Annotated in this window: 17 protein-coding genes and 1 tRNA gene; 5 read left to right on the plus strand and 13 right to left on the minus strand. The window is 53.3% G+C overall.

Going from position 1 to position 20,331, the window contains the following annotated elements; all coding sequences use genetic code 11:
- Positions 1-7: 7 nt before the first annotated feature.
- Both SOJ49_RS10485 and SOJ49_RS10490 read right to left on the minus strand, forming a co-directional pair.
- The gene (locus SOJ49_RS10485; protein WP_369854459.1) at positions 8-1,336 is read right to left on the minus strand and encodes a type II toxin-antitoxin system HipA family toxin; all 1,329 of its coding nucleotides are present in this window, start codon (positions 1,334-1,336) and stop codon (positions 8-10) included.
- Positions 1,330-1,659: a helix-turn-helix transcriptional regulator gene (locus SOJ49_RS10490; protein ID WP_369854460.1), complete on the minus strand. Its 330-nt coding sequence runs from the start codon at positions 1,657-1,659 to the stop codon at positions 1,330-1,332. Before SOJ49_RS10490 ends, SOJ49_RS10485 begins: the two co-directional genes overlap by 7 nt.
- Before the next feature lie 328 nt (positions 1,660-1,987).
- Between SOJ49_RS10490 and SOJ49_RS10495 the strand changes: the two genes are divergently transcribed.
- On the plus strand, positions 1,988-2,641 hold the full coding sequence (locus SOJ49_RS10495) for an alpha-ketoglutarate-dependent dioxygenase AlkB (protein WP_369854461.1): 654 nt from the start codon (positions 1,988-1,990) through the stop codon (positions 2,639-2,641).
- On the opposite strand, the gene SOJ49_RS10500 is transcribed toward SOJ49_RS10495, so the two are convergent.
- Positions 2,601-4,085: a (Fe-S)-binding protein gene (locus SOJ49_RS10500; protein ID WP_369854462.1), complete on the minus strand. Its 1,485-nt coding sequence runs from the start codon at positions 4,083-4,085 to the stop codon at positions 2,601-2,603. The two genes, SOJ49_RS10495 and SOJ49_RS10500, sit on opposite strands and share 41 nt — an antisense overlap.
- A gap of 315 nt (positions 4,086-4,400) precedes the next feature.
- Between SOJ49_RS10500 and SOJ49_RS10505 the strand changes: the two genes are divergently transcribed.
- On the plus strand, positions 4,401-5,030 hold the full coding sequence (locus tag SOJ49_RS10505) for a glutathione S-transferase family protein (protein ID WP_369854463.1): 630 nt from the start codon (positions 4,401-4,403) through the stop codon (positions 5,028-5,030).
- A 167-nt stretch (positions 5,031-5,197) separates the two neighbouring features.
- Here SOJ49_RS10505 and SOJ49_RS10510 read toward each other — a convergent pair whose 3' ends face one another.
- Positions 5,198-5,668 (minus strand): bacteriohemerythrin, encoded by a 471-nt coding sequence (locus SOJ49_RS10510; protein ID WP_369854464.1) that lies wholly within the window; start codon positions 5,666-5,668, stop codon positions 5,198-5,200.
- 436 nt (positions 5,669-6,104) lie between these two features.
- On the opposite strand from SOJ49_RS10510, the gene rlmF reads away from it, so the two are divergent.
- Positions 6,105-7,139, plus strand: a complete 1,035-nt coding sequence (rlmF, locus tag SOJ49_RS10515; protein ID WP_369854465.1) for a 23S rRNA (adenine(1618)-N(6))-methyltransferase RlmF — start codon at positions 6,105-6,107, stop codon at positions 7,137-7,139.
- Positions 7,140-7,181: 42 nt separating this feature from the next.
- On the opposite strand, the gene SOJ49_RS10520 is transcribed toward rlmF, so the two are convergent.
- The 3 genes from SOJ49_RS10520 to SOJ49_RS10530 all read right to left on the minus strand — a co-directional run bounded on the left by SOJ49_RS10520 (position 7,182) and on the right by SOJ49_RS10530 (position 10,802).
- Positions 7,182-8,636 carry a TrkH family potassium uptake protein gene (locus SOJ49_RS10520; protein WP_369854466.1) on the minus strand — a complete coding sequence of 485 codons (1,455 nt, stop codon included), beginning with the start codon at positions 8,634-8,636 and terminating at the stop codon, positions 7,182-7,184.
- Between the two features lie 226 nt (positions 8,637-8,862).
- The gene (locus SOJ49_RS10525) at positions 8,863-10,131 is read right to left on the minus strand and encodes an MFS transporter (RefSeq protein ID WP_369854467.1); all 1,269 of its coding nucleotides are present in this window, start codon (positions 10,129-10,131) and stop codon (positions 8,863-8,865) included.
- Between the two features lie 182 nt (positions 10,132-10,313).
- Positions 10,314-10,802, minus strand: a complete 489-nt coding sequence (locus tag SOJ49_RS10530) for an SRPBCC family protein (protein ID WP_369854468.1) — start codon at positions 10,800-10,802, stop codon at positions 10,314-10,316.
- A gap of 255 nt (positions 10,803-11,057) precedes the next feature.
- Here SOJ49_RS10530 and yegD point away from each other — a divergent pair, with 255 nt between their 5' ends.
- On the plus strand, positions 11,058-12,434 hold the full coding sequence (gene yegD / locus SOJ49_RS10535) for a molecular chaperone (protein WP_369854469.1): 1,377 nt from the start codon (positions 11,058-11,060) through the stop codon (positions 12,432-12,434).
- Between the two features lie 43 nt (positions 12,435-12,477).
- Here the strand turns inward: yegD and SOJ49_RS10540 are convergent, their stop codons facing one another.
- The 3 genes from SOJ49_RS10540 to SOJ49_RS10550 form a co-directional block, all read right to left on the minus strand.
- Positions 12,478-13,878 (minus strand): DUF3482 domain-containing protein, encoded by a 1,401-nt coding sequence (locus tag SOJ49_RS10540; RefSeq protein WP_369854470.1) that lies wholly within the window; start codon positions 13,876-13,878, stop codon positions 12,478-12,480.
- A 1-nt stretch (position 13,879) separates the two neighbouring features.
- Complete coding sequence (locus SOJ49_RS10545) at positions 13,880-15,208, minus strand: DUF2868 domain-containing protein (RefSeq protein ID WP_369854471.1); 1,329 nt, start codon at positions 15,206-15,208, stop codon at positions 13,880-13,882.
- A gap of 423 nt (positions 15,209-15,631) precedes the next feature.
- Positions 15,632-15,719 (minus strand) — tRNA-Ser (locus SOJ49_RS10550).
- A gap of 569 nt (positions 15,720-16,288) precedes the next feature.
- Between SOJ49_RS10550 and SOJ49_RS10555 the strand changes: the two genes are divergently transcribed.
- Positions 16,289-17,761 (plus strand): adenylate/guanylate cyclase domain-containing protein, encoded by a 1,473-nt coding sequence (locus SOJ49_RS10555; RefSeq protein WP_369854472.1) that lies wholly within the window; start codon positions 16,289-16,291, stop codon positions 17,759-17,761.
- 24 nt (positions 17,762-17,785) lie between these two features.
- Here the strand turns inward: SOJ49_RS10555 and queF are convergent, their stop codons facing one another.
- From queF to SOJ49_RS10570, 3 genes are read right to left on the minus strand one after another with little or no spacing between them, the layout of a single operon-like run.
- Positions 17,786-18,607, minus strand: coding sequence for an NADPH-dependent 7-cyano-7-deazaguanine reductase QueF (gene queF / locus SOJ49_RS10560; protein ID WP_369854473.1), 822 nt, complete (start codon positions 18,605-18,607; stop codon positions 17,786-17,788).
- A gap of 11 nt (positions 18,608-18,618) precedes the next feature.
- A complete protein-coding gene (locus SOJ49_RS10565; RefSeq protein WP_369854474.1) occupies positions 18,619-19,395 on the minus strand; it encodes an ABC transporter permease in 777 nt (258 codons plus the stop codon).
- Positions 19,392-20,312: an ATP-binding cassette domain-containing protein gene (locus SOJ49_RS10570; protein WP_369854475.1), complete on the minus strand. Its 921-nt coding sequence runs from the start codon at positions 20,310-20,312 to the stop codon at positions 19,392-19,394. Before SOJ49_RS10570 ends, SOJ49_RS10565 begins: the two co-directional genes overlap by 4 nt.
- Positions 20,313-20,331 lie beyond the last annotated feature (19 nt).

A 20,331-nucleotide genomic window follows, 5' to 3' on the forward strand; every position in this document is an offset into this window, starting at 1 on the left:
GCCTGAGTCATATCCCCAGCCGCAAGTTTGGTTCTACTTCCCGGATTAACGAATCAGGCACATCCGCCGCAGCGGCGAGTGTTTTCCAACCAGAGACCACATCCTGAGTGGCATCAAGAATGGCGTTGATTCTGGCTCGGGTGAACAGCGGGCTGAGTTTTTCCAGGGAATAAATGTCCTGCCGGGTAAAGTTGTCCCGTTTGCCGTTGAGGCTCATCCAGTGGCTGTTGACCCATTGGCTGCCCGGTTTGTAGCTGTAGGCCAGGTCGTAGGCGGGTGCCAGAGACCACTTATTTCCCTGCAACATAAAGGCGAAGTTTTTGGCGTGATCGTCGTGGTTGCGGGCAACGATATTAAACGTCATGCGTTTAAGCAGTTGTTCCGCTTCTGACGCCGACAGCCGCAGTTGCCGGGCCACACCAAACAGTTCGGCATAGGAGAAGGAACCCGGTTTTTTATAATCGACATGGGCAATGCCATTCAGGGTCTGGACGTGGATTTTACCCTCGTCATCAGCTGAGGCCTGGCGATCGAATCGCTGGGTAATAAAGTGCCGCCGAGGGCCTTCGGCAAGCAAGTGACAAGGCATCATGTCAATACCGCAGGCGGTCGCCATTTGGTAGTAAACATATTCCATCGTCCCAAAGCCCATAGGGTCGCCAAAGGTTTCCTGCTGTTTGCTGTGCTCTCTGACACCATCAAATTTCATCAGGTAGTGGGTGAAGCCATCAGGTACCTGTGCCTGGCCGGAACGTACCTGTTTGAAGTTGTCATCAAATGCCAGTACGGCTTTCGCTCGGGCGCCACCGGCACTCATACCAACCGAGAGCAAAGACATCATGGCTTCGCGGTCTTCCTGGCCGCCGTGGCTCAGCTTCACGGCAAAGTCATCACGACAATCCACCACGTCCTGGGCGATGGCGACCAGGGATTCAATCGCTACAGAATGTGAGGCATTGAGGCTTTTGATGCGGGTGGCGGGCAGATATTCCAGCGCACCCATACCCCGTATCCCGGTGTATTGAAGCCGCTGCAACGGTGTGATATCGGCAGGCGACTTGCCTTGCGCCGCCACCCAGGCATTCAGCACGGCGTTACCGAAGTCGTCCGGGAGCGAATCAGCGATCAAGCCTGGCAAACCTTTAAAGGTGTTGAAGTCCAGCTCCGGAAAGCTGTAGATACGTTTTGCCAGTGGCATTTTCAGGGGCGCAAGCTCGATTCCCTGACGTATAAAGGCCGGATCGTATTCAAACGCGCCGACCCCCGTGGTGGTATTAAAGCTCACCGCTCCGACGTCTTGCTGCTGGTAAATCACCCGAACAACTTCCATTACCATTCTGTGTTTGCCTCCTGGTCAGGATGTCGTTGCCCGGACGCACGCTGCCGCTGCTTGCCCTGCAGCTTGGCCAGCTGGATGGGTGAAATCTCTTGCTTGGGCAAAAACAGCTCCAGTTGATCCGTCAGTTCCAACACCGCCAGAATGGCGATAAAGATGTCCAGCTGGGCCTTGCCCTTCTCGGCATTAAGGACGGTTTTTCTGGCGATGCCTGCTTGCTCGGCAACATCAGCCTGTGTCAGGTCGCGGTTCAACCGGGCTTGCTTCAAGCGTTCGCCCAGCTCGGCTGCAAGTGCTGTCGCAGAATTTCCAGATAGACTCATAACGATACCTATTGAGGACTTTAGTGCTTTATTTTCACTTAACGAGTACAAATTAGCACATTAAAATAAAATAATCGAAATATAATTTAAAGTCCTTAAAGTAGAACATTAATTCAATATTTTTTATTAAAGTACCTAAAAAAGAACATTACAACATTATCAATTAATATTTTCCGCACAGACAGCAACCCGCATTGTCTTAAACTCGGCATGAATCTTCTTGGATGACATCCTGACCCAGCAGCCTGGCATCAATGCTGCAATACCGACATGGCATTATTGCGGTTGTAACCGCAGTAATGAATTTTGGCAATCTCAGGAGCAGAATATGGAGGTTGGTGCGACAGCAAATGCAATAGCAAACGAAACAGCAACACGGGCTGGCCTGCTGTATCTGGGGTCAATATTGACCCAGTCAGAGGCAGATGAATGGTTGCACTGGCTGCTGCATGAAGTGGCCTGGGGCAATGCCTTTTACGAGGCTTTTGGCCGTCGTTTTCCGATTCCTCGCCAGCAAGCCTGGTTTGCAGATGCTGGTATTCGCTATCGCTACTCCGATAATTTACTGACAACCCTGCCCTGGCCAGAGCGGCTGAACCGGTTACGTCAGCGGGTGGAATCTTTGACTGGGCAGCGGTTTAACTCCGTGCTGGCAACGCTGTATCGATCTGGAGAGGACAGTGTTGGCTGGCATGCCGACGACGAATCGGAGTTGGGGCCAGCGCCGGTGATTGCATCGTTATCGGTCGGGGCAACACGGGCATTCTGCTTGCGTCCAAAGATTACGCCGGGACACCAACACACACATGAACCACAACCTGAACCACAACCTGAAATAGCCGTTCCGGTACATTCGGGTGACTTATGGCTGATGCAGCCGCCCTGTCAGCAACACTGGGAACACGCCGTACCTGCCGAAACCGGCATCCACCAGCCACGGGTTAACCTGACGTTTCGATGGGTGATTCCTCCTGCTTCCTGATGTTCCGTTCCCTGACATCTCCCTCATTTGGGGACTGATCGGCTGAGCGAGCAGGATAATCTTCCAGACAGCCGGCAATCAGTTCGGCCAGGTGCAACGGCTTGGCATCGCTGTGATGACGTATTTGTTGTCGGCAGGAAAACCCGTTGGCAATCACCTGGCGGTCTCCCCGTGCTGCCAGCGCAGGTAGCAAGTCTTGTTGAGCCATGGCCAGGCTGTGTTGCGCATGCTCGGCTTCCAGCCCAAAACTGCCTGCCATGCCGCAGCAGCTGGATTCGATAAAATCGAAGGCATGATCAGGAAGCAGTTTCAGCACCCGCCGTACCGACTTCATCGCACCAACGGCTTTTTGATGACAATGGCCATGTACCAGCGTAGCGCTGGCCGGGCTGGATAACGACAGATTGAGCCGTCCGGACTTGGCCTCACGAGCAAGAAATTCTTCGAATAAAAAACTGTTTTTGGCTGCTGTCACGGCGTCCTTTCCCAGACCAAGCGCCTGGGCATCGTCTCTTAACCCCAGCACACAGGAAGCTTCCAACCCGACAATGCTGTAGCCCTGCTCCACCAGCGGCACTATGGCCTGAATCAGCCGACGGGCCTCTGCCCTGGCCTGATCAATCATGCCTTGTGCCAGCCAGGTACGCCCGCAACAGTAGGGACGCGAATCCTGCTCCGATCGTCCTCCAGATTCTGGCTGCAGCAACATGACCTGATAGCCACTGGCCTCCAGCACACTGATCGCCGCTGCCGCGATGTGCGGTTCGTAGTACCGTGTGAACGTATCAATAAACAGCGCCACCTTATGGCCATTCAGGTTGCCAGAAACACCGGATCCATTGGCACTATCGGGCTGTTTGATCGAGCGCCCTGCCCGCGTTGGCAAATTCACCGCCGGGTTCAGCCCCATCAGCGGATCGACAATTCGGCGCAACAGCCTGCTGCGATTGCGTAGCTGTATGAAGGCATCCATCCACGGATGCTGATGCTGCCACTGCGGCAAGGCGGCCATCAGCCGGGAACGCCAGCTGCGCGGCTGGAGAGCGTATTTTTGCGCCAGATATTCAGCCTTGATCAGCGGCATATCGACATTACTTTCACACTCCCGTTTACAGCCCTTGCAGCTGACGCACAAATCCATGGCCTGTTGCAGCTCGGGGTCGAGCAGTGGCGACTGAGCCTGAGAAGTCGACAACGCCGCCTTGAGCAAACGCACTCGTCCACCGGTAGCCAGATTGGGATCGCCACTGATGCGATAGCTGGGACACATCACCTGCTTGCCGTCAGCTTCGCATTGACGGCTGTTGATACAGGCAGCAATGGCTTTGGCGTAATGGCCACCGTATTTGGGAATGTCAGCATAGGCATCTCCCATACCGGCATCACGGTAGTCAGACCAGTCCAGCTGCAACGAGAGGTCCTGGGAAATCGAAGAATCAGTCATAAACAATATCAACCGGCTAGAGATATGGGGCCAGGGTTGATTGCAATCCCCGTTCCCTGCCGTTGCCGCCGCTGATCAAGCGAATCGTCACCAGCCGTGGGGGGGTTATACCACCCAGCCACTCGGCTGAAACCCGACAAAACCTTGGCCACAGTCTGGCTTGTCGGGTTTGCGACAGCACCTAAGCACCCTGATAACGCCCACAGCGCTGGTTGCCTGCGGCCACCTGACGAGATGACAGCGTGAAGTGATTGGTTATCAATTTGCAGTACCGAGATAAACAAAACAACGCCTTTGATGAAGAGATAACCCCTCATGATGACGCTCTATATGACCCCAGGCTCCTGCTCGACAGGTATTCATATTCTGATGGAAGAGCTGGAGCTGGTGTTCAGCGCCCACGTGCTGAATCTGCCAGCCGGAGATGGCCAGAAACCGGAGTATCTGGCGATTAATCCGAAAGGCACAATTCCCACACTGGTGCTGGACGATGGCACCGCCCTGACTGATTTTGCCGCCATTGCCTGGTGGCTGGCCCAGCGCTGGCCGAAAAAACAATTATTACCGGAAGATCTAACCGCTCAGGCCGTGGCTCTGGATCGACTCAATTATCTGGTCGGCACCCTGCATGGCCATGGTTTTACCCGTATTTTCACACCCGACCGCTACCTGCTACACGCCGATGATCGCGACACCATTGAACGCCAGGGTCGAACACTGGTGCAGAAGGGTTTTCATCAAGCTGCCCAATGGCTGGAAGCATCTGCCGGAGCACTGTTTTATGACCAGTTTTCTATAGTAGATGCCGCGCTGTTTTATAACGAATTCTGGGCCAAGCGCCTGGAAATGACGCTGCCGGACGCCTGTCAGGCTCACTACGAGGCCATGGCTCGTCGCCCGGTTGTGCAGCGGGTGCTGATGGAAGAAGGGTATCGGCAACTGTAACGCGGCATTATCTGCCCTGTTTTTGACTGGCTTGCCTGGTTCTTAATTTGTCGTTCTCTACTCAGACAAAGCCTGGCCGGAGCAACCAGCTCCGCGCCAGCCGTATCATCCATGACTGCCGGAAGCCGGAGCGCACATTTGTAGACGCACCCTGGCGCGCATCCGGATCAGACAGGATGATCGACCGATCCGAAAATACGTTTCAGGGTAGCGCTTACCCAGCCACTTTCCTTACGTAATGACTTGCGCACCAGCTCTGCATAATTTTGATCTTCGTCCTTGATATGCTGCAACAGCCAGCGCATCAGTCCGGTACGTACCTTGCGTGCAACACTCATCGGGTCTGTACCGCCATAAAGCTGCACACTCAGCTCCTCGACCTGCGCAGAAAATCGCCGGTGTACCTGTAAATGGGCTGCCAACAGTGGATACCCGGCCCGCTCCATCAGTTGTTCCTCAAAACTGAAATGGTCAAAAGTATAATCTTTCAGCCGCTCCATAACGCTATAGACTTCCTCCACGTCATTATTTTCAATCGCATGGTGTAAATCGTTAATATAGTCCGCGATACGCCGATGCTGGCGATCGATAATATCAACGCCAATGTCATATGTGGAATCCCAGATAAAATAGCTCACGACCACCTCCAATAATCGCAGAAATACGCCCCGTCAATACCATCCCGAATAACACAGCCTGGCAACGGTTCGTACAGAACGAGGCTGGTAGCCCCAGATAAACAAGGCAGTGATTGTAGCTTCGCGACACACCGGAATAATGATTCAGATCATATCTGCTTTCATATCAATTGATCGATTGGAGCCAATATATCAGGACAAAAAGCCCACGATTGACCGTTAGACCGACAATCCGGCTTATAGTCTGTTGGATATCTGAATTCACACCTGAATTCAGATAATAACCGCACACTTGAACACCCCCCCGAGAGAGACAGGTAACTGGCGTTAGTGCACACTGAACCACAACACATCGGCGGCTGTGCTGTCCCCTCTCGCCAATGGTCTTTATACTGCCCGCTGTTTTTCGCTGCACGTCCGATACGCAAGAGTTGTTATGTCCCGAAAGTCGTTTTCCCGTTCTGCCAACAGCAAACCGTCAGCCCCCCGTGTCCAGAGCACGGCAGCCGGGCTGCATCCTCGCAACCGTCATCAGCAGCGTTATGATTTTGAGGCGCTCATGGCCGTCAGTCCGGAGCTGGGTGATTTTATTCGGCCAACCCCGAAGGGCAATCATTCCATCGACTTTACCAATCCGCAGGCCATCAAGGCGCTGAACCGGGCATTGCTGCGACACTGGTATCAGATTGATGGTTGGGATATTCCTGACGGCTACCTCTGTCCTCCCATACCCGGTCGAGCGGACTACATCCATAATCTGGCAGATTTACTGGCAGCCGCCAATGGTGGCAAGCAACCTGCGGGCAAGCGCATTCGGGTAATGGATATCGGCTGTGGCGCTAACTGCATTTATCCGCTGATCGGCAACAGTGAGTATGGCTGGCAATTTATTGCGGCTGATATCGATCCGCTGTCGCTGGCATCCGCACAACGCATTCTGGCTGCCAATCCTGCGTTGCAACCCGCTATCAGCCTGCGGCAGCAGCCTGACAGCCAGTGTTACTTTCAGCATGTGTTGCAGGGCAAGGAATTTCTCGACCTGACGCTGTGCAACCCACCCTTCCATGAGTCGCCCGAGCAGATGGCCCGTGGCAATCAACGCAAGTGGAAAAATCTCGGCAAGTGGGATGACCAACAGCCCGACAGCACAGCGTTGAACGCAGAGACACCCTTGAACTTCGGCGGCCAGAGTAACGAGCTGTGGTGCGCAGGCGGTGAAGTGAGCTTTGTCAGCCGCATGATGCAAGAAAGCCGACACTACGCCAGTCAGGTGTACTGGTTTACTTCGCTGGTATCACGGCAGGCGGCCTTGCCAGCACTGGAGAAAGTGCTGCGTGACGTCGGTGCAGTACAGCAGCAGGTCATCACCATGACGCAGGGGCAGAAAAGCAGTCGTTTTATCGCCTGGAGTTTTCTCAACGCCGAACAACAAAAAATCTGGCGGCAAATGCGCTGGCAGAGTAAAGGGTGAAGCGAGCCCGGAGTCAGGCCAGATATATTTCCTACGCCGGGCTCACGCTCGCCACAGCCTGGGTGATAGCAGTGCAAACACCGTAAAATACTCCAACCGTCCAAGAATCATGGCACCGGAGAGTATCCATTTGCCAGTATCCGATACCGGTTTGAAGTTGGCTCCAACCTGATCAAACCCTGGGCCGAGTACATTGATGCAGGCAGCAACAGCAGTAAATGCCGACCAGAAATTCAGACCGGTTGCCATCATCATCAGGGTCAGCACGGCACTGGACGCCGCCGCAAACGACATAAACCCCATCACCGACCCCTGTACGTCCTCGGCCACCGGTCGCCGCTGATACTTGAGCGTATAAATAGAGCGCGGATGCAGAATATGCCCCACCGCCTGATTGACCAGCTTGATGGTGAGGATATTACGAATGATTTTGTTGCCCCCGGCAGTGGAGCCGGAACAGCCGCCCAGATAACCACTGAATACCAGCAGGAAACCGGCAGCGGCGGGCCAGCTGACAAAATCATCTGCAGCAAATCCGGTGCTGGTAATAAACGAGATCACGTGAAAAAACGACCGTCCCAGACACTCCAGCACATCGGTAAACACCTCGGTCGCTAACAGGTAGGCAGTCAATATCAGCGACAGGCAAATCACAATCAGCAGAAAGATCCGGGTTTCTTCATCAACCCAATAAACCTTCAGATCAGCCCGGTGAACTGCCCGGAAATGCACTGCAAAACTGATCGCCCCCACCAGCATAAATACATCCGCAATGGCCAGCAGTAGTTGGCTGTCGAAATAGCCCATACTGGCATCATGAGTGGAGAAGCCACCGGTAGAAACGGTCGCCAGACTATGGGCGAAGGCGTCAAAGACGGTCATACCACCCAGCCAGTAACACAGGGCACAAGCCAGCGTCGCCGTGATGTACACCCCCCAGAGATGCCGGGCGGTGTCGGCAATACGAGGAGACAGCTTGTCGTTTTTCATTGGCCCCGGCGTCTCGGCCTTGAGCAGGCGCATGCCGCCAACGTTCAGCATGGGTAACACGGCGACCACAAAAATCACAATGCCCAGCCCGCCCATCCATTGTAAAAACTGGCGATACAGCAAAAACGTCAGCGGCATGTTATCCAGCCCACTCAAAACAGTAGCCCCGGTGGTGGTCAGGGCACTGACGGATTCAAACACCGCATCGGCAAAGCTGACGTGTTCGATATACAGAATTGGCAAGGCTCCGAGCAAACCGGTCACTACCCAGGTGGCCACCGCGTAGAACAGCGCATCCTGATAGGATGCCAGCGCCAAATTGGTTCTTCGCATTTTCCAGAACAACACGCCACCACCAAGCAACATCGCCAGGCCCGGTTCCAGAAAAACCCGGGCCACGTCATCACGAAACAACGCCACCGAGAGGCCACCAAACACCATCTGCACGCTTCCCATCCAGAGTACCGGCATGGCCATAAGACGCGTGGTTACGCGGGCATCAATCACGGGCTTCCCTCACGTATGTTGTGGCTCGAATAAACCTTGGGGTCTGATGCCTGGGGTAATTGGGGCCTGGGGCAATGGAATCATTCAATGTCTTGTTTAATGGATGGACAGGAAAACACGTACCAGCAGTCGCCATCATTGTCATGGCAATTGCTACGGATTGTTGCATTTCGAGCCGTAAAAAGAACGCAAAAAATCATCCGTTCAAAGGCCGTTACCAGAGCAGTCATGCTGCCTGTAGCATCACCCGCCGATTCCATGGACGTTCATCCACGTTCAGGTGTATCAAGGCAGAAAAGGCTCCGACGCCGACGCCAACCCACCACACCAGCGTATAGTTGCCATACAGATCGTAGAGGCTGCCCCCCAGCCAGACGCCCAGAAAGCCGCCAATCTGATGCGATAAAAACACCAACCCATATAACGTACCCATGTAACGCAAGCCGTAAATCTGGGCCACCAGTCCTGAAGTGATCGGCACCGTTGCCAACCACAATCCGCCCATCAACATCGAAAACAGGAAAACCGTCTCCGGTGTCACCGGGTTCATAATAAACAAGGCAGAAATCAGGGTTCGCAACACATAGATACCCACCAGCAAGTACTTGCGGGAATACAGGTTGCCCAGCCAGCCCGCCAGAATCGTTCCGATAATATTGAACACCCCGATCAAAGACAGCGCCATGGCTCCCAGCGTTGAGGTAGAGGTAATCCCGATCGAATGCAGTATGCCGTTTGGTTCGATTGCGCTGCACATTTCGCTGATAAACGCCGGAAAATGCGCCGTGATAAAGGCGAGCTGATAGCCGCACGAGAAAAAACCGAGGAAGATAAAAATAAAGGTCGGATCCTTGATGGCCCGCCGCACCACTTGGCCGAGGTTATCTTCTCCTGGCTGTACCGCAGCGGGTGGCGGCACCTTCATCAATAACAACGCCAACATGGATACACACACCAGTCCGGCGAAGGTCACGAATACCGATTGCCATGGCATCTGATCCAGCAAGTATTGCGCTAACGGTGGGCCAACCACCTGACCGGCCGAGCCGGCGGCAGTGACAATACCCAACGCCAGTGAACGGTATTTTTCCGCCGTTGCACGGCCAACAACGGCAAGAATAACGCCAAAACCGGTTCCGGCGATTCCAAAACCGACCAGCATTTCCAGCAGCTGATGCTGCCCTGGCGTCGTCGCATATGAAGACAGCACCAACCCAGTGGCATAACAGAAAGCGCCTGCCAGAATCGCCTTGCGGTCGCCGTATTTTTCCGCCAGCGCACTGAACATCGGCTGGCCTATACCCCAGAACAGATTTTGCAACGCAATGGCAAAAGAGAAATCAGCCCGTAACCAGCCAAACGCCTCGGCCACTGGAATCTGGAATAATCCAAACGACGATCGAATCGCAAAACCCACCAGAATAATCAGGCAGCCTGCAATCAGTACCGGATTAAACAGAGTATTGGCAGAGGGTTGGCTAACATTGGCAGTCATGGAAACTCGCTTACTGGGCAGGGAATTGGCCAGAGGGCCAACACCAGGTAGTGGACGAGCATTCTAGCAGTAAAACCATAATCCGACTGCCCGGAGCATGAACAGCCCTATGAGTCGATCCACCTGCAGGCATAACAGCCTGCCCAGGTGGATAGCGTTAACGATTTTTAATGGCAAAAGTCCTAACGATACATTTGTTGCAAATGATCCAGACCGGCGCGATAGACCCCGCGAATAGTCGCTTCCGCCTCTGCTTTCGAGACCCCCTTGGCATCAAAGCTGGAACGCCAGGTCACCTCTGACTGACTGGCCCCCACCGCCATCACACTGATCGTGGCATTATAGGCAGCCACTGGCAGCGGGCTGGACACAATGCGGTAGCTATAGCTCATACCACTGTCATCACGAGCGGTTTCCTGTTCAACCATTTCGGTATCGTCCTGCAAGGTCAGGTAACGCTGATCGGACACCTGTTTGCTGATTTTGACCGCCGGATGCCAGCGCTTGAGGTCATTAAATTCCCCCACCAGCTGCCATACATCGGCAGCAGGTGCATTGACCCTGACAGACTCTGTGACGATTGACTGTTCATGCATACCGTTCATATTGGCACAAGAAGCGGTCAGTGCTGAACCGCAGATCAGCAAAGTGGAAAGTGTTTTCTTCATCATATTTGGCCCATGTTTATTGTTATTGGCCTGCCGTAGCATGCGCAGTACCGGGTCTGGCCAACATACTGCTTTGTATCGAGCCTTGACCTCCTTAAGCAGGGTGTTACCCGCACTCCGCCTTGATCGAAGGTTGCAGACAAAACGGGCTAACCAGGCCAGTCGATGCCGCTGAATTCTGCCGCTGTGTTCTTGACCCACCAAGCCCCTGTGCTAATGTGCGCGACTTTTTCTCACGCCCTGTTTAAGAGGAACGCCATGATCTGCGGCTTCGACTACGGTACTTCCAACTGCGCCATGGGCGTTAAACCACAGGATGTCGTACAACTGCTGGCCGTGGACGGCGACCATGCGTTTATGCCGTCGGCGCTGTATGCACTGGGTCGTGAACTGATCTGCGAGCAGGTCGGCCTGGCCATGACTGCTGGCCCGCTGCGGGATGAGTTTATCGCCACTCGACGTGGGCCATTACAGCTGGCCCAACGTGCCCGGCGCGAGCTGGATCTTGGATCAGCAGCGGAAGATATTGAAGCGGTGATGTTGGTCGGCCAACGAGCCTTTGACCAGTATTTTTCCGACCCAGAAGAAGGCTACTTCGTCAAATCCCCGAAGTCCTATCTCGGTGCCAGTGGGTTACGCCCCGAGTTTGTGCATTTTTTTGAAGACATCGTTACCGCCATGATGCAAACGGTAAAGCAGCGTGCGGAGTTATCGCTCGGCCAACCACTGACCCGCACTGTGATCGGCAGGCCAGTCAATTTCCAGGGTGTGAATGCCGAGCACAGTAATCACCAGGCTTTGGCGATCCTGAGCCGTGCTGCCCAGCGCAGCGGCTTTAGTGAGGTCGAGTTTCTTTATGAGCCGATTGCCGCCGGTCTGAGCTTTGAACGCACTCTTGCCGACAACCAGACCGTATTGGTGGTCGATATCGGCGGTGGCACCAGCGACTGCGCCATGGTACGAATGGGGCCAGATCACCGCGACCGCGAAGACCGCAGCGCAGATTTTCTTGGCCATACTGGCGAACGTATCGGTGGTAACGACCTCGATATTGCGCTGGCAGGCAAACAGCTGATGCCATTGTTTGGCATGCACGCCAGCCTCAAAAGCGGTAAACCCATGCCCACCAAAACCTTTCTTGATGCGGTCTGCACCAACGATGTCAGTGCTCTGTCTCGTTTCAGCAGCCTGGAAACCACCCTCCAGCTGCAACAACTGCAGCGCGATTGTCTGCAACCGGAGCTGATCAGCCGCCTGCTAAGATTGCAGGCCAACAAGCAAAACCAGCAACTGGTACGTTGCGCAGAAAATGCCAAGATCGCCCTGTCCGATGCCGAATCCACCCGTGTAGCACTGGACTTTGTTGAAGCCGGGCTTGGTACCGAGATGGTGAAAACCGGACTGGAAGCAGCCATTCAGCGACCATTACAGCGTATAACCGAGCTGATGGCGGAAGCGGTCGCCCAGGCTGGTGTACAACCAGATCGGGTATTTATTACCGGCGGTAGCGCCCGCTCACCGATGATTCGGCAAGCGGTAGCCCGCACCCTGGGTGATATTCCGCTGTTGGATGGCGATCATTTTGGCAGTGTGGTATCCGGCCTGACCGAATGGGCGCAGCGTATCTATCGTTGATTGCCTGGCGTTGATTGCCTGGTTGCGCCGGGCTTGCCTGGCGTTAATCAACCGCGCTGTACACCGCTTGAGCCAGTTGTAAAATCCAGTCTCGGAGCTGCAACAATTCCTTGTCGTTCAATCCTTTAGCGGCTTTTTGCAGACTGCGAGTTAACTGTACCTGCTCCATTTTTGGCAGCTGGTTTAACCGCTCTGACAAGCTGATTGCCTTCAACTCCGCCACCGTGCGGTCGGCATGGGTACGGCGCAGAATCATCTCCAGAAAGTCTATCGCCCGCCCCAGCAAAACAAAGATAAAGGTCAGCTCCCGAGCTGGCCCGGCAGTGAGTGTTTTACCGGCAACAGGGATTCCCTTGATATTGAGCTTTTCCGGCTTCCAGGTCGCCGCCAACGAGGCCAGCCCGGATAACAAGCCACCCGCCAGCGCCCCGGTCATAAAGGAACTGCCGCCCACGCCAACGTCGAGTACAGCGCCTGCAGCAGCACCCGCTGATGCAGATAGCGCGACAATTTTCTGCCGATCCAGCCCATACAGATACCAATGGCTGCTATCAAACAAATCCGGGTAATCAGCACTTAACGCCTGGGCATGAATACGCATATGGGAGTGCGCAAACAGCGCCTGTAACTGACGCTGCATACTGGCTTCGATATCACGCAGACGGTGCTGATACTGGTTTTTTAACTGGGCTTCCAGCGCCGTTTTGACAAACTCGGCGGGCACCCGGACTTCACTCACATGGCTGATCATTTGCACCATGTGCTCAGCAACGATCATGGCACCCTGCGCCGCGATACGATCAAAATAGGTGGTCAGCGCCGCCATCGTCGCCTCAATCGCCGGACGCCAGGGCTCATACAATTCTGCAAAGGCCGACAAAACCGCGAACTGCTTCTGCCGGTCGGCCGTCATCGGGTCAAACACCCGCACCACACTGAAATACTGGCTCAGAGCGTTCTGCCACTCTTCAACATAGGCCGCACCACCAATCGGGTTAATCAGCGCCATGCGGGGCTGCCCGGTCCATTGCAGAATGGTCATCTCGGCTTCAAATTCAGGACTGTAAGGCAATGAGCCATCAACGACATAAATAATTCCGGCACCGGCCAGAATCGGCTGCAACAGTTCGATTTCGTCCTGAAACTTGCTGCCTGGCTCACACCGCTGTTGCGCCACAAAACTCTGCACTGTCTGCTTGCGCTGGGCGGCATTAGGCGCGTGTTGCTGCAACCAGGACAACACCTGACGCGGACGCTGAAACCCCGGAGTATCAATCAGCCGGTAATGACAAATACCATCGACACGTAATTCAAACGCTTGTGCCGCCGTTGTGGTACCGGAAATCTCCGAGATCCGAATCGCATCCTGACGCGTCAGCGTCGCCACGATGCTCGATTTGCCCTTATTCGGGTGCCCGACAACCGCAAATACCGGCGCTGCCACCTTAATGCCCCTTCTTTAATGCGATGTGATGACGACTGGCGAAAAACTGCCAGGACTTGAGTTGGATCTCATAACGCTCGGCATCTATCTGAGTGGATACCAGTACCAGTACCACCACCGTGTTTTGTTGTTGCAACAGCTCGATGCAGTCGGCCATTTCACCGGTGGGTGTCTGGAGCGGATCAACGATAAGGAGTACCGGCCTGGGCCGGGCACTGGCCGACGATGACAGCCACTGCTCGTCTTCCAGCCAGTCGCCGCTGCCAAGGTTTTTCACCACTGGCCAGTCCGATTGTGGTTGCTGCCAGCTGATCAAATCGGCGTTGGTGGCGCGAATATCAATCACATCTGGCAATACCAGCGGGTCATCAGACACCAGCGGATTGCGGCTCGGTTGATACTGCTGCGCCAGCACAAACTCCTCAACATCGGCACTGTTAAGAATGCTCCAGCGTAGCTGGCGGATAAAACGCCAGCGCAACAACAACGCCAGCGCCACACGGGGCAAAATACCGTACACCGTCACCGCCATTACCAGCGTCAACCACCAGCCACGCTGATTGATACCCTGCGCAGCCATCTCTTGGGCGGTAAAACGACTCTGACTGATCAGTTCGACACCCGGCGACGACACCAGCCAATGCCAGGGCCAACTGATCACCGCCATCATTTGCACCATGGTGGCATTATCGGTTATCAAGGTTGAAGACCAGCCAAACTGGTAATCCTGAAACGTCGCCAGTGCAAAAAACGACAGCAATGCCGCCACGGAAAACACCAGCCCCAGCAACTGGGCTTGCCAGACCAGCCAGGGAAACAAGACATTCTGGTATGGCAAAAAGTGTTTCAGCCTGAGTTTGTCAGCCAACTGCAACAGCAACGGATGCCCAGCCACAGACTGACGAGCGCCTGAAAACAACGCAACATACGCACTGCTCAAGGTCAGCAGCAAGGGCAAAAATGCGAACAGCACCAGCGGCACCCAGATATTGATCGGCTGTCGACCCGAGTAATTCAATACCCCCGCCATACTGGCCAACCCGACCAGTGCGACAAGTGATCCCAGCAACAGCAACACCCACCGCGCCGGAGTCGTCAGCGCAGACGTATCGGTCTGTTGCAAGGCACGCTGCTCCCAACGGTTTAAATACTCCGCCGGAGACAAGGTGTCAGCGTCGTAATTTTCAACCTGTGTGCTGGCTTCCAGACGGAGATGTTTTTGCGCCACAAACAAACGGAAGTCCAACCAGCGGCACATCGCCGTGGTGGCACCGTGTCTGAAGAAAAACTGCAAGATGGTGGCTGTCGATACTGATAACGCTGAAGACATAAAAACCTGAATTTCCGCAACAAACACTGTCGGCTTCAATGGTGAACAACCGAACCGATACAGCAAGATGCGCCAGTATAACGGAGAAGCACCAATACGGCTGAATATCAGACAGAGGAATTGCCACCATACCCAATCCACGGTGTAGTAACCAAGAACGACGCTATCCGTGTATTCAGAAACTGTCCGAATTTGATATGGCAGAGAATCTGGATATCCGAATCATTCACACCACTCTGTCTGACGGCTTGAACACTGTTTGCCGAACGATGGTAGAGCGCTCATAAATTTCAGACCGGGCGGCAGAAGCAAAAAAAGCAGCCAGACGGCTGCTTTTTTTCGATCGTGTTCCCAGAAACGTTCCCAAGAAGAGACTTTTAGCGATTAAAAATCAGTAACTAATTGATTTTAAAGGAATTTTAATGGCGGTGAGGGAGGGATTCGAACCCTCGATACCTTGCGGTATACACACTTTCCAGGCGTGCTCCTTCAGCCACTCGGACACCTCACCTTGATTAGGAATTTACCCCTAACAGAGGCCGCGCAATATACTTATCGATATAGAACATGTCAACCAAAATCATCGGCCTTTTCATCGTTACATCCCAAACACGTTGCATCCCAAACACGTTGCATCCCAAACACGTTGCATCCCAAACACGTTGCATCCCAAACACGTTGCATCCCAAACACGTTGCATCCCAAACACGTTACATCCCAAACACGTTACATCAAAGGCGACTGTTCAGCTCCAGCCAGCAGCCTCGCTCTGACGCAAATTACCCGGTCTCCACTTCCAGTGGCATTTCATTCTTGTTTATTCGCCAACATACGATCCACCAAAGCGCTGGAGGCGGCCTCTGTCAACTCAGTTCGCCATACACCTACACCACCTACACTACACCTATAAAGACTCCCTCGTTGTTTTGTCATATTTTAACCCTAGCCTCAGAACATATATCAATCGCATTGCCACCCATCACGGACTCTCCTTGATGAAGCTCACATTTACCGCTATACAGACCATAGCAATTCACTTTATTCAGGGCGGCGTAAAGCCGAAGTACCCTTGGCAGGACTATGAACGACGTGATCGAAGGCATTGACACAGCCCCCCTGACCCATCCTCATCCAGACTACATCGCACGCATTCTGGGCTACGGCACTGGCGCATTAACGATAGCCGCTGGTATTTTTACTCATTACTGGCCTGATAATTTCTGGGCAGCCATGGCGTTTTGCCTGGTGTACCCGCATCTGGTGGAAGTGATTGAGCGTCGCCTCCCATGGAGTCGAAACACCGCGCTCACCTTCTGGACACAGGTAGATGCCGCCATCACCGGCTTGTTACTGGGGCTGGTTCAAGTTCCCATTGAATTAACCCTACCCACGCTATTGATGCTCAACACCAGTCTGATTCTGACCGGCAGCAAGTCCAGCTGGCTGTCCGGGGTATTAATTTCGGCTACCAGCATGTTTGCTTCTTACCTCTGGCTCAGTTCAGGTTCAGAGCAAGCCGCCGCCATTCCCAATAGCCTGGTGATTACTTGTGGGGCTGCCACCGCCGTTTTTTTTGCCGCACTGGCCTTATTCGCCATACGCCAAGGAGATCAGATTGGCGCTATGCAATCGCGTCTTAAAAGCCAGATCGATCGCTATCAAGAATTGTCCACCCAAGTATCACGCTATGTTGCCCCTCAGGTCAGGGAATCCATATTTAATGGCAAACGTGAAGCCAAGCTCGAAACCCAGCGCAAAAAACTAGTCATTTTCTTTTCCGATATTGTCGGGTTTTCTTCGCTTTCCGAGCAAATGGAAGCGGAACCGCTCACCGACCTGCTCAATGGCTACCTTACCGATATGTCAGAGGTGGCCATGAAATATGGCGGTACCATCGACAAGTTTATCGGCGATGGCATTATGATTTTTTTTGGCGACCCGAGCACCAAAGGCATCAAGCGAGACGCCCTGGCCTGCGTCGCCATGGCAATTGAAATGCGCCGCCATATGCTGAAACTGAGAAAGCACTGGACCGAACAAGGCATGACCACCCCATTACAAATTCGCATGGGCATCAATACCGGTTACTGCACCGTCGGCAACTTCGGCACCGAAAGCCGAATGGACTACACCATCGTCGGCAAGGAAGTTAACCTCGCCAGTCGGCTTGAGAGTGCTGCCGATGCCGGCGAAATTCTGATTTCCCACGAGACATTTTCACTGGTCAAAGACAAGATCATTTGCCGACAACGCGGCACCGCCATGGTAAAAGGCTTTCGCGACCCGGTACCCCTCTATCAGGTGGTTGATTACCGCCGCGACCTTGGTGCAAACGCAGGATTTATGAACCATGAAACCGAAGGCTTCTCACTTTATCTGGAATCGGAAAAGGTTCGTGACAGCGAACGCAACAAGGTCGCCGATGCACTGGAGCAAGCAGCCAGTAAACTGAGAAATCAGGTCAAGACCCGAGCGCCAGAACGGCAACCCCCAACGGCACAGCAACGAGCAGCCAGAACGGCCGCCGCGCAGGTAAAATCACAAGACAAATAACAACGGATTCAGCTGTTCAAACCACTACTGACGAAGCGTACGAAAGTTCTCCAGACAGACTCCATCAAGCGAAGAGCGTACCGGGTTGATATCCAACCCACCTCGGCGCACATACCTGGCACAGACTGTCAAAACATCAGGCCGACAGTAGTGGGTTATATCCTGAAACATTTGTTCGACGCATTGTTCATGAAAGCCCTGATGCTGCCTCATCGACACCACGTAGGCGAGCAAGGACTCAGGAATAATGGCAGGCCCACAATAATAGACATACACACTTCCCCAGTCTGGCTGACCAGTAACCGGGCAGTTGGACTTCAACAAGTGCGAGCATAACCAGCCGTCAAACACCCCTGCGGTTGTCGCCAGCAAAGCCCCGTCAGGCTGATAAGTAGTGATATCTACTTCCAGCTCATCAATACACCAGGCCTCCGGCGCAGTGCCAAAATCCTTCCCTCCAGGCAGCAACATCAGCTCGACAGCCACCTCGCTCCCGGACACGGCAGCAAGATCTCTCACCATAAGAGCCTGAACGTCATCTTTGCTATCAAATCGGGTCTGGTTATAAGAATTCAGATACAGCTTGAACGACTTGGATTCAATCAGATTTGCAGCGGCTGCCGGAATTTTGAACTCTCCAATAGCGACCACCGGCTTCCCCCTGGGATTCAGCCACGACACTTCATATGCGTTCCAGATGTCTTCGCCGTACATAGGAGCCAACTCAGCATCAGCCAGCAGTCGGGAGCGCCCCTCCTCACGGGGGATAGCAAACAACAATGACGCGTCATACGCGTCTTTATAGTCAGACTGCTTACCGAGAGGATTTAACTCAGAATCAATCATCGCCATAACTCTTATTGCCTCATGCCGGTGCCACGCTTGAGCAACCACAAGCTATACGCACTCAAAATAACGATAAACAAACCCATCATCAAAAATGAGAATACCACCCCAACATCAGAGACACCCAGAATCCCATAACGAAACGTATTCACCATATACAAAATCGGATTCAACTGGGAGACCCATTGCCAATGCTCTGGCAGTAAACTGATAGAGTAGAAAACACCACCAAGATACGTTAGAGGAGTAATAATAAACGTCGGGACAATTGAAATATCATCAAACTTGCGTGCATGCACACCGTTAATAAAACCACCCAATGAAAACAACACCGCAGAGAGCAACACGATACCAATCACTACGCCAGGATGATGAATACTCAGATCAGTAAAATACAGTGATAACAAGGTGACAATAATGCCCACCATCACACCGCGTACCACACCGCCAGCGACAAAACCCAACAGAATGGTCGCCGGGTGCACCGGTGCCACCATTAACTCTTCCACACTGCGCTGGAACTTGTTGCTGAAAAAGGACGATGCCACATTGCCATACGCATTGGTAATCACACTCATCATAATCAGGCCAGGAACGATAAAGGACATATAGTCCACACCGCCCATCTCTCCGATGCGAGAACCGATCAAATTACCAAAAATCACAAAATATAACGTCATGGTAATCGCCGGAGGCACCAGCGTCTGCTGCCAAATACGGGTAAATCGACGGACTTCTTTAGTCACAATCGTCTTTAATGCTACCCACTGAACGGCCAAATGACTCATTGGTTATCTCCTCGCACCAGATTCACAAACAACTCTTCCAGGCGATTAGCCTTGGGCCGCATACTACGTACCTGGCACCCTTGGGCAGACAAACCGGTAAAAACTTCGTTGATACTTTGACCTTCATCCACCACCACCTCAATCGAATCTGCAGCGACGACCCGAACAACAAATCCACTCAATAACAAGTCAGCAGGCGCATCCGACTTCAGATCAAACACAAAGGTCTCAGATTTCATATTGGCCAACAGCGAACGAACACTGGTGCAGCGAACAATCTCTCCACGATTGATAATCGCAATATTGCGACACAATTGCTCCGCCTCCTCCAGATAATGAGTGGTCAGAATAATCGTGGTGCCCGACTCATTCAGCTCCTTCATAAACGCCCACATCGAACGCCGCAGCTCAATATCTACGCCCGCGGTTGGCTCATCCAGAATCAACACCTTTGGCTTATGTACCAGCGCTCGAGCGATCATCAAACGTCGTTTCATTCCTCCAGACAACATCCGGGACGGTTCATCACGCTTGTCCCACAGATCCAGAGCCCTGAGCAGGTATTCCGCACTCTCGCGAGCCTCTTTGGCATTCAACCCAAAATATCCCGCTTGCGTCACCACAATATCTTCAACCTTCTCAAACTGGTTGAAATTAAACTCCTGTGGCACTACGCCGAGATTTAAACGAGCACCAAACGACTGCTCATTCACATCAAAGCCCATCACTTCTGCCTTACCGGCAGATTTCTGCACCAAACCCGATAAAATACCCAGCGTGGTAGACTTACCCGCGCCATTCGGGCCCAGCAGGGCAAAAAAATCCCCCTGCTCGACACTCAAATCAATCCCCTTGAGCGCCTGAAAACCATTATCGTAAACCTTGGATAAGCCCTGAACCTTCAGTGCCGGAACCATACAAATCAACCTGTTTGAG

It is taken from the genome of Candidatus Thalassolituus haligoni, assembly GCF_041222825.1.
GTDB lineage: Bacteria > Pseudomonadota > Gammaproteobacteria > Pseudomonadales > Oceanobacteraceae > Oceanobacter > Oceanobacter antarcticus.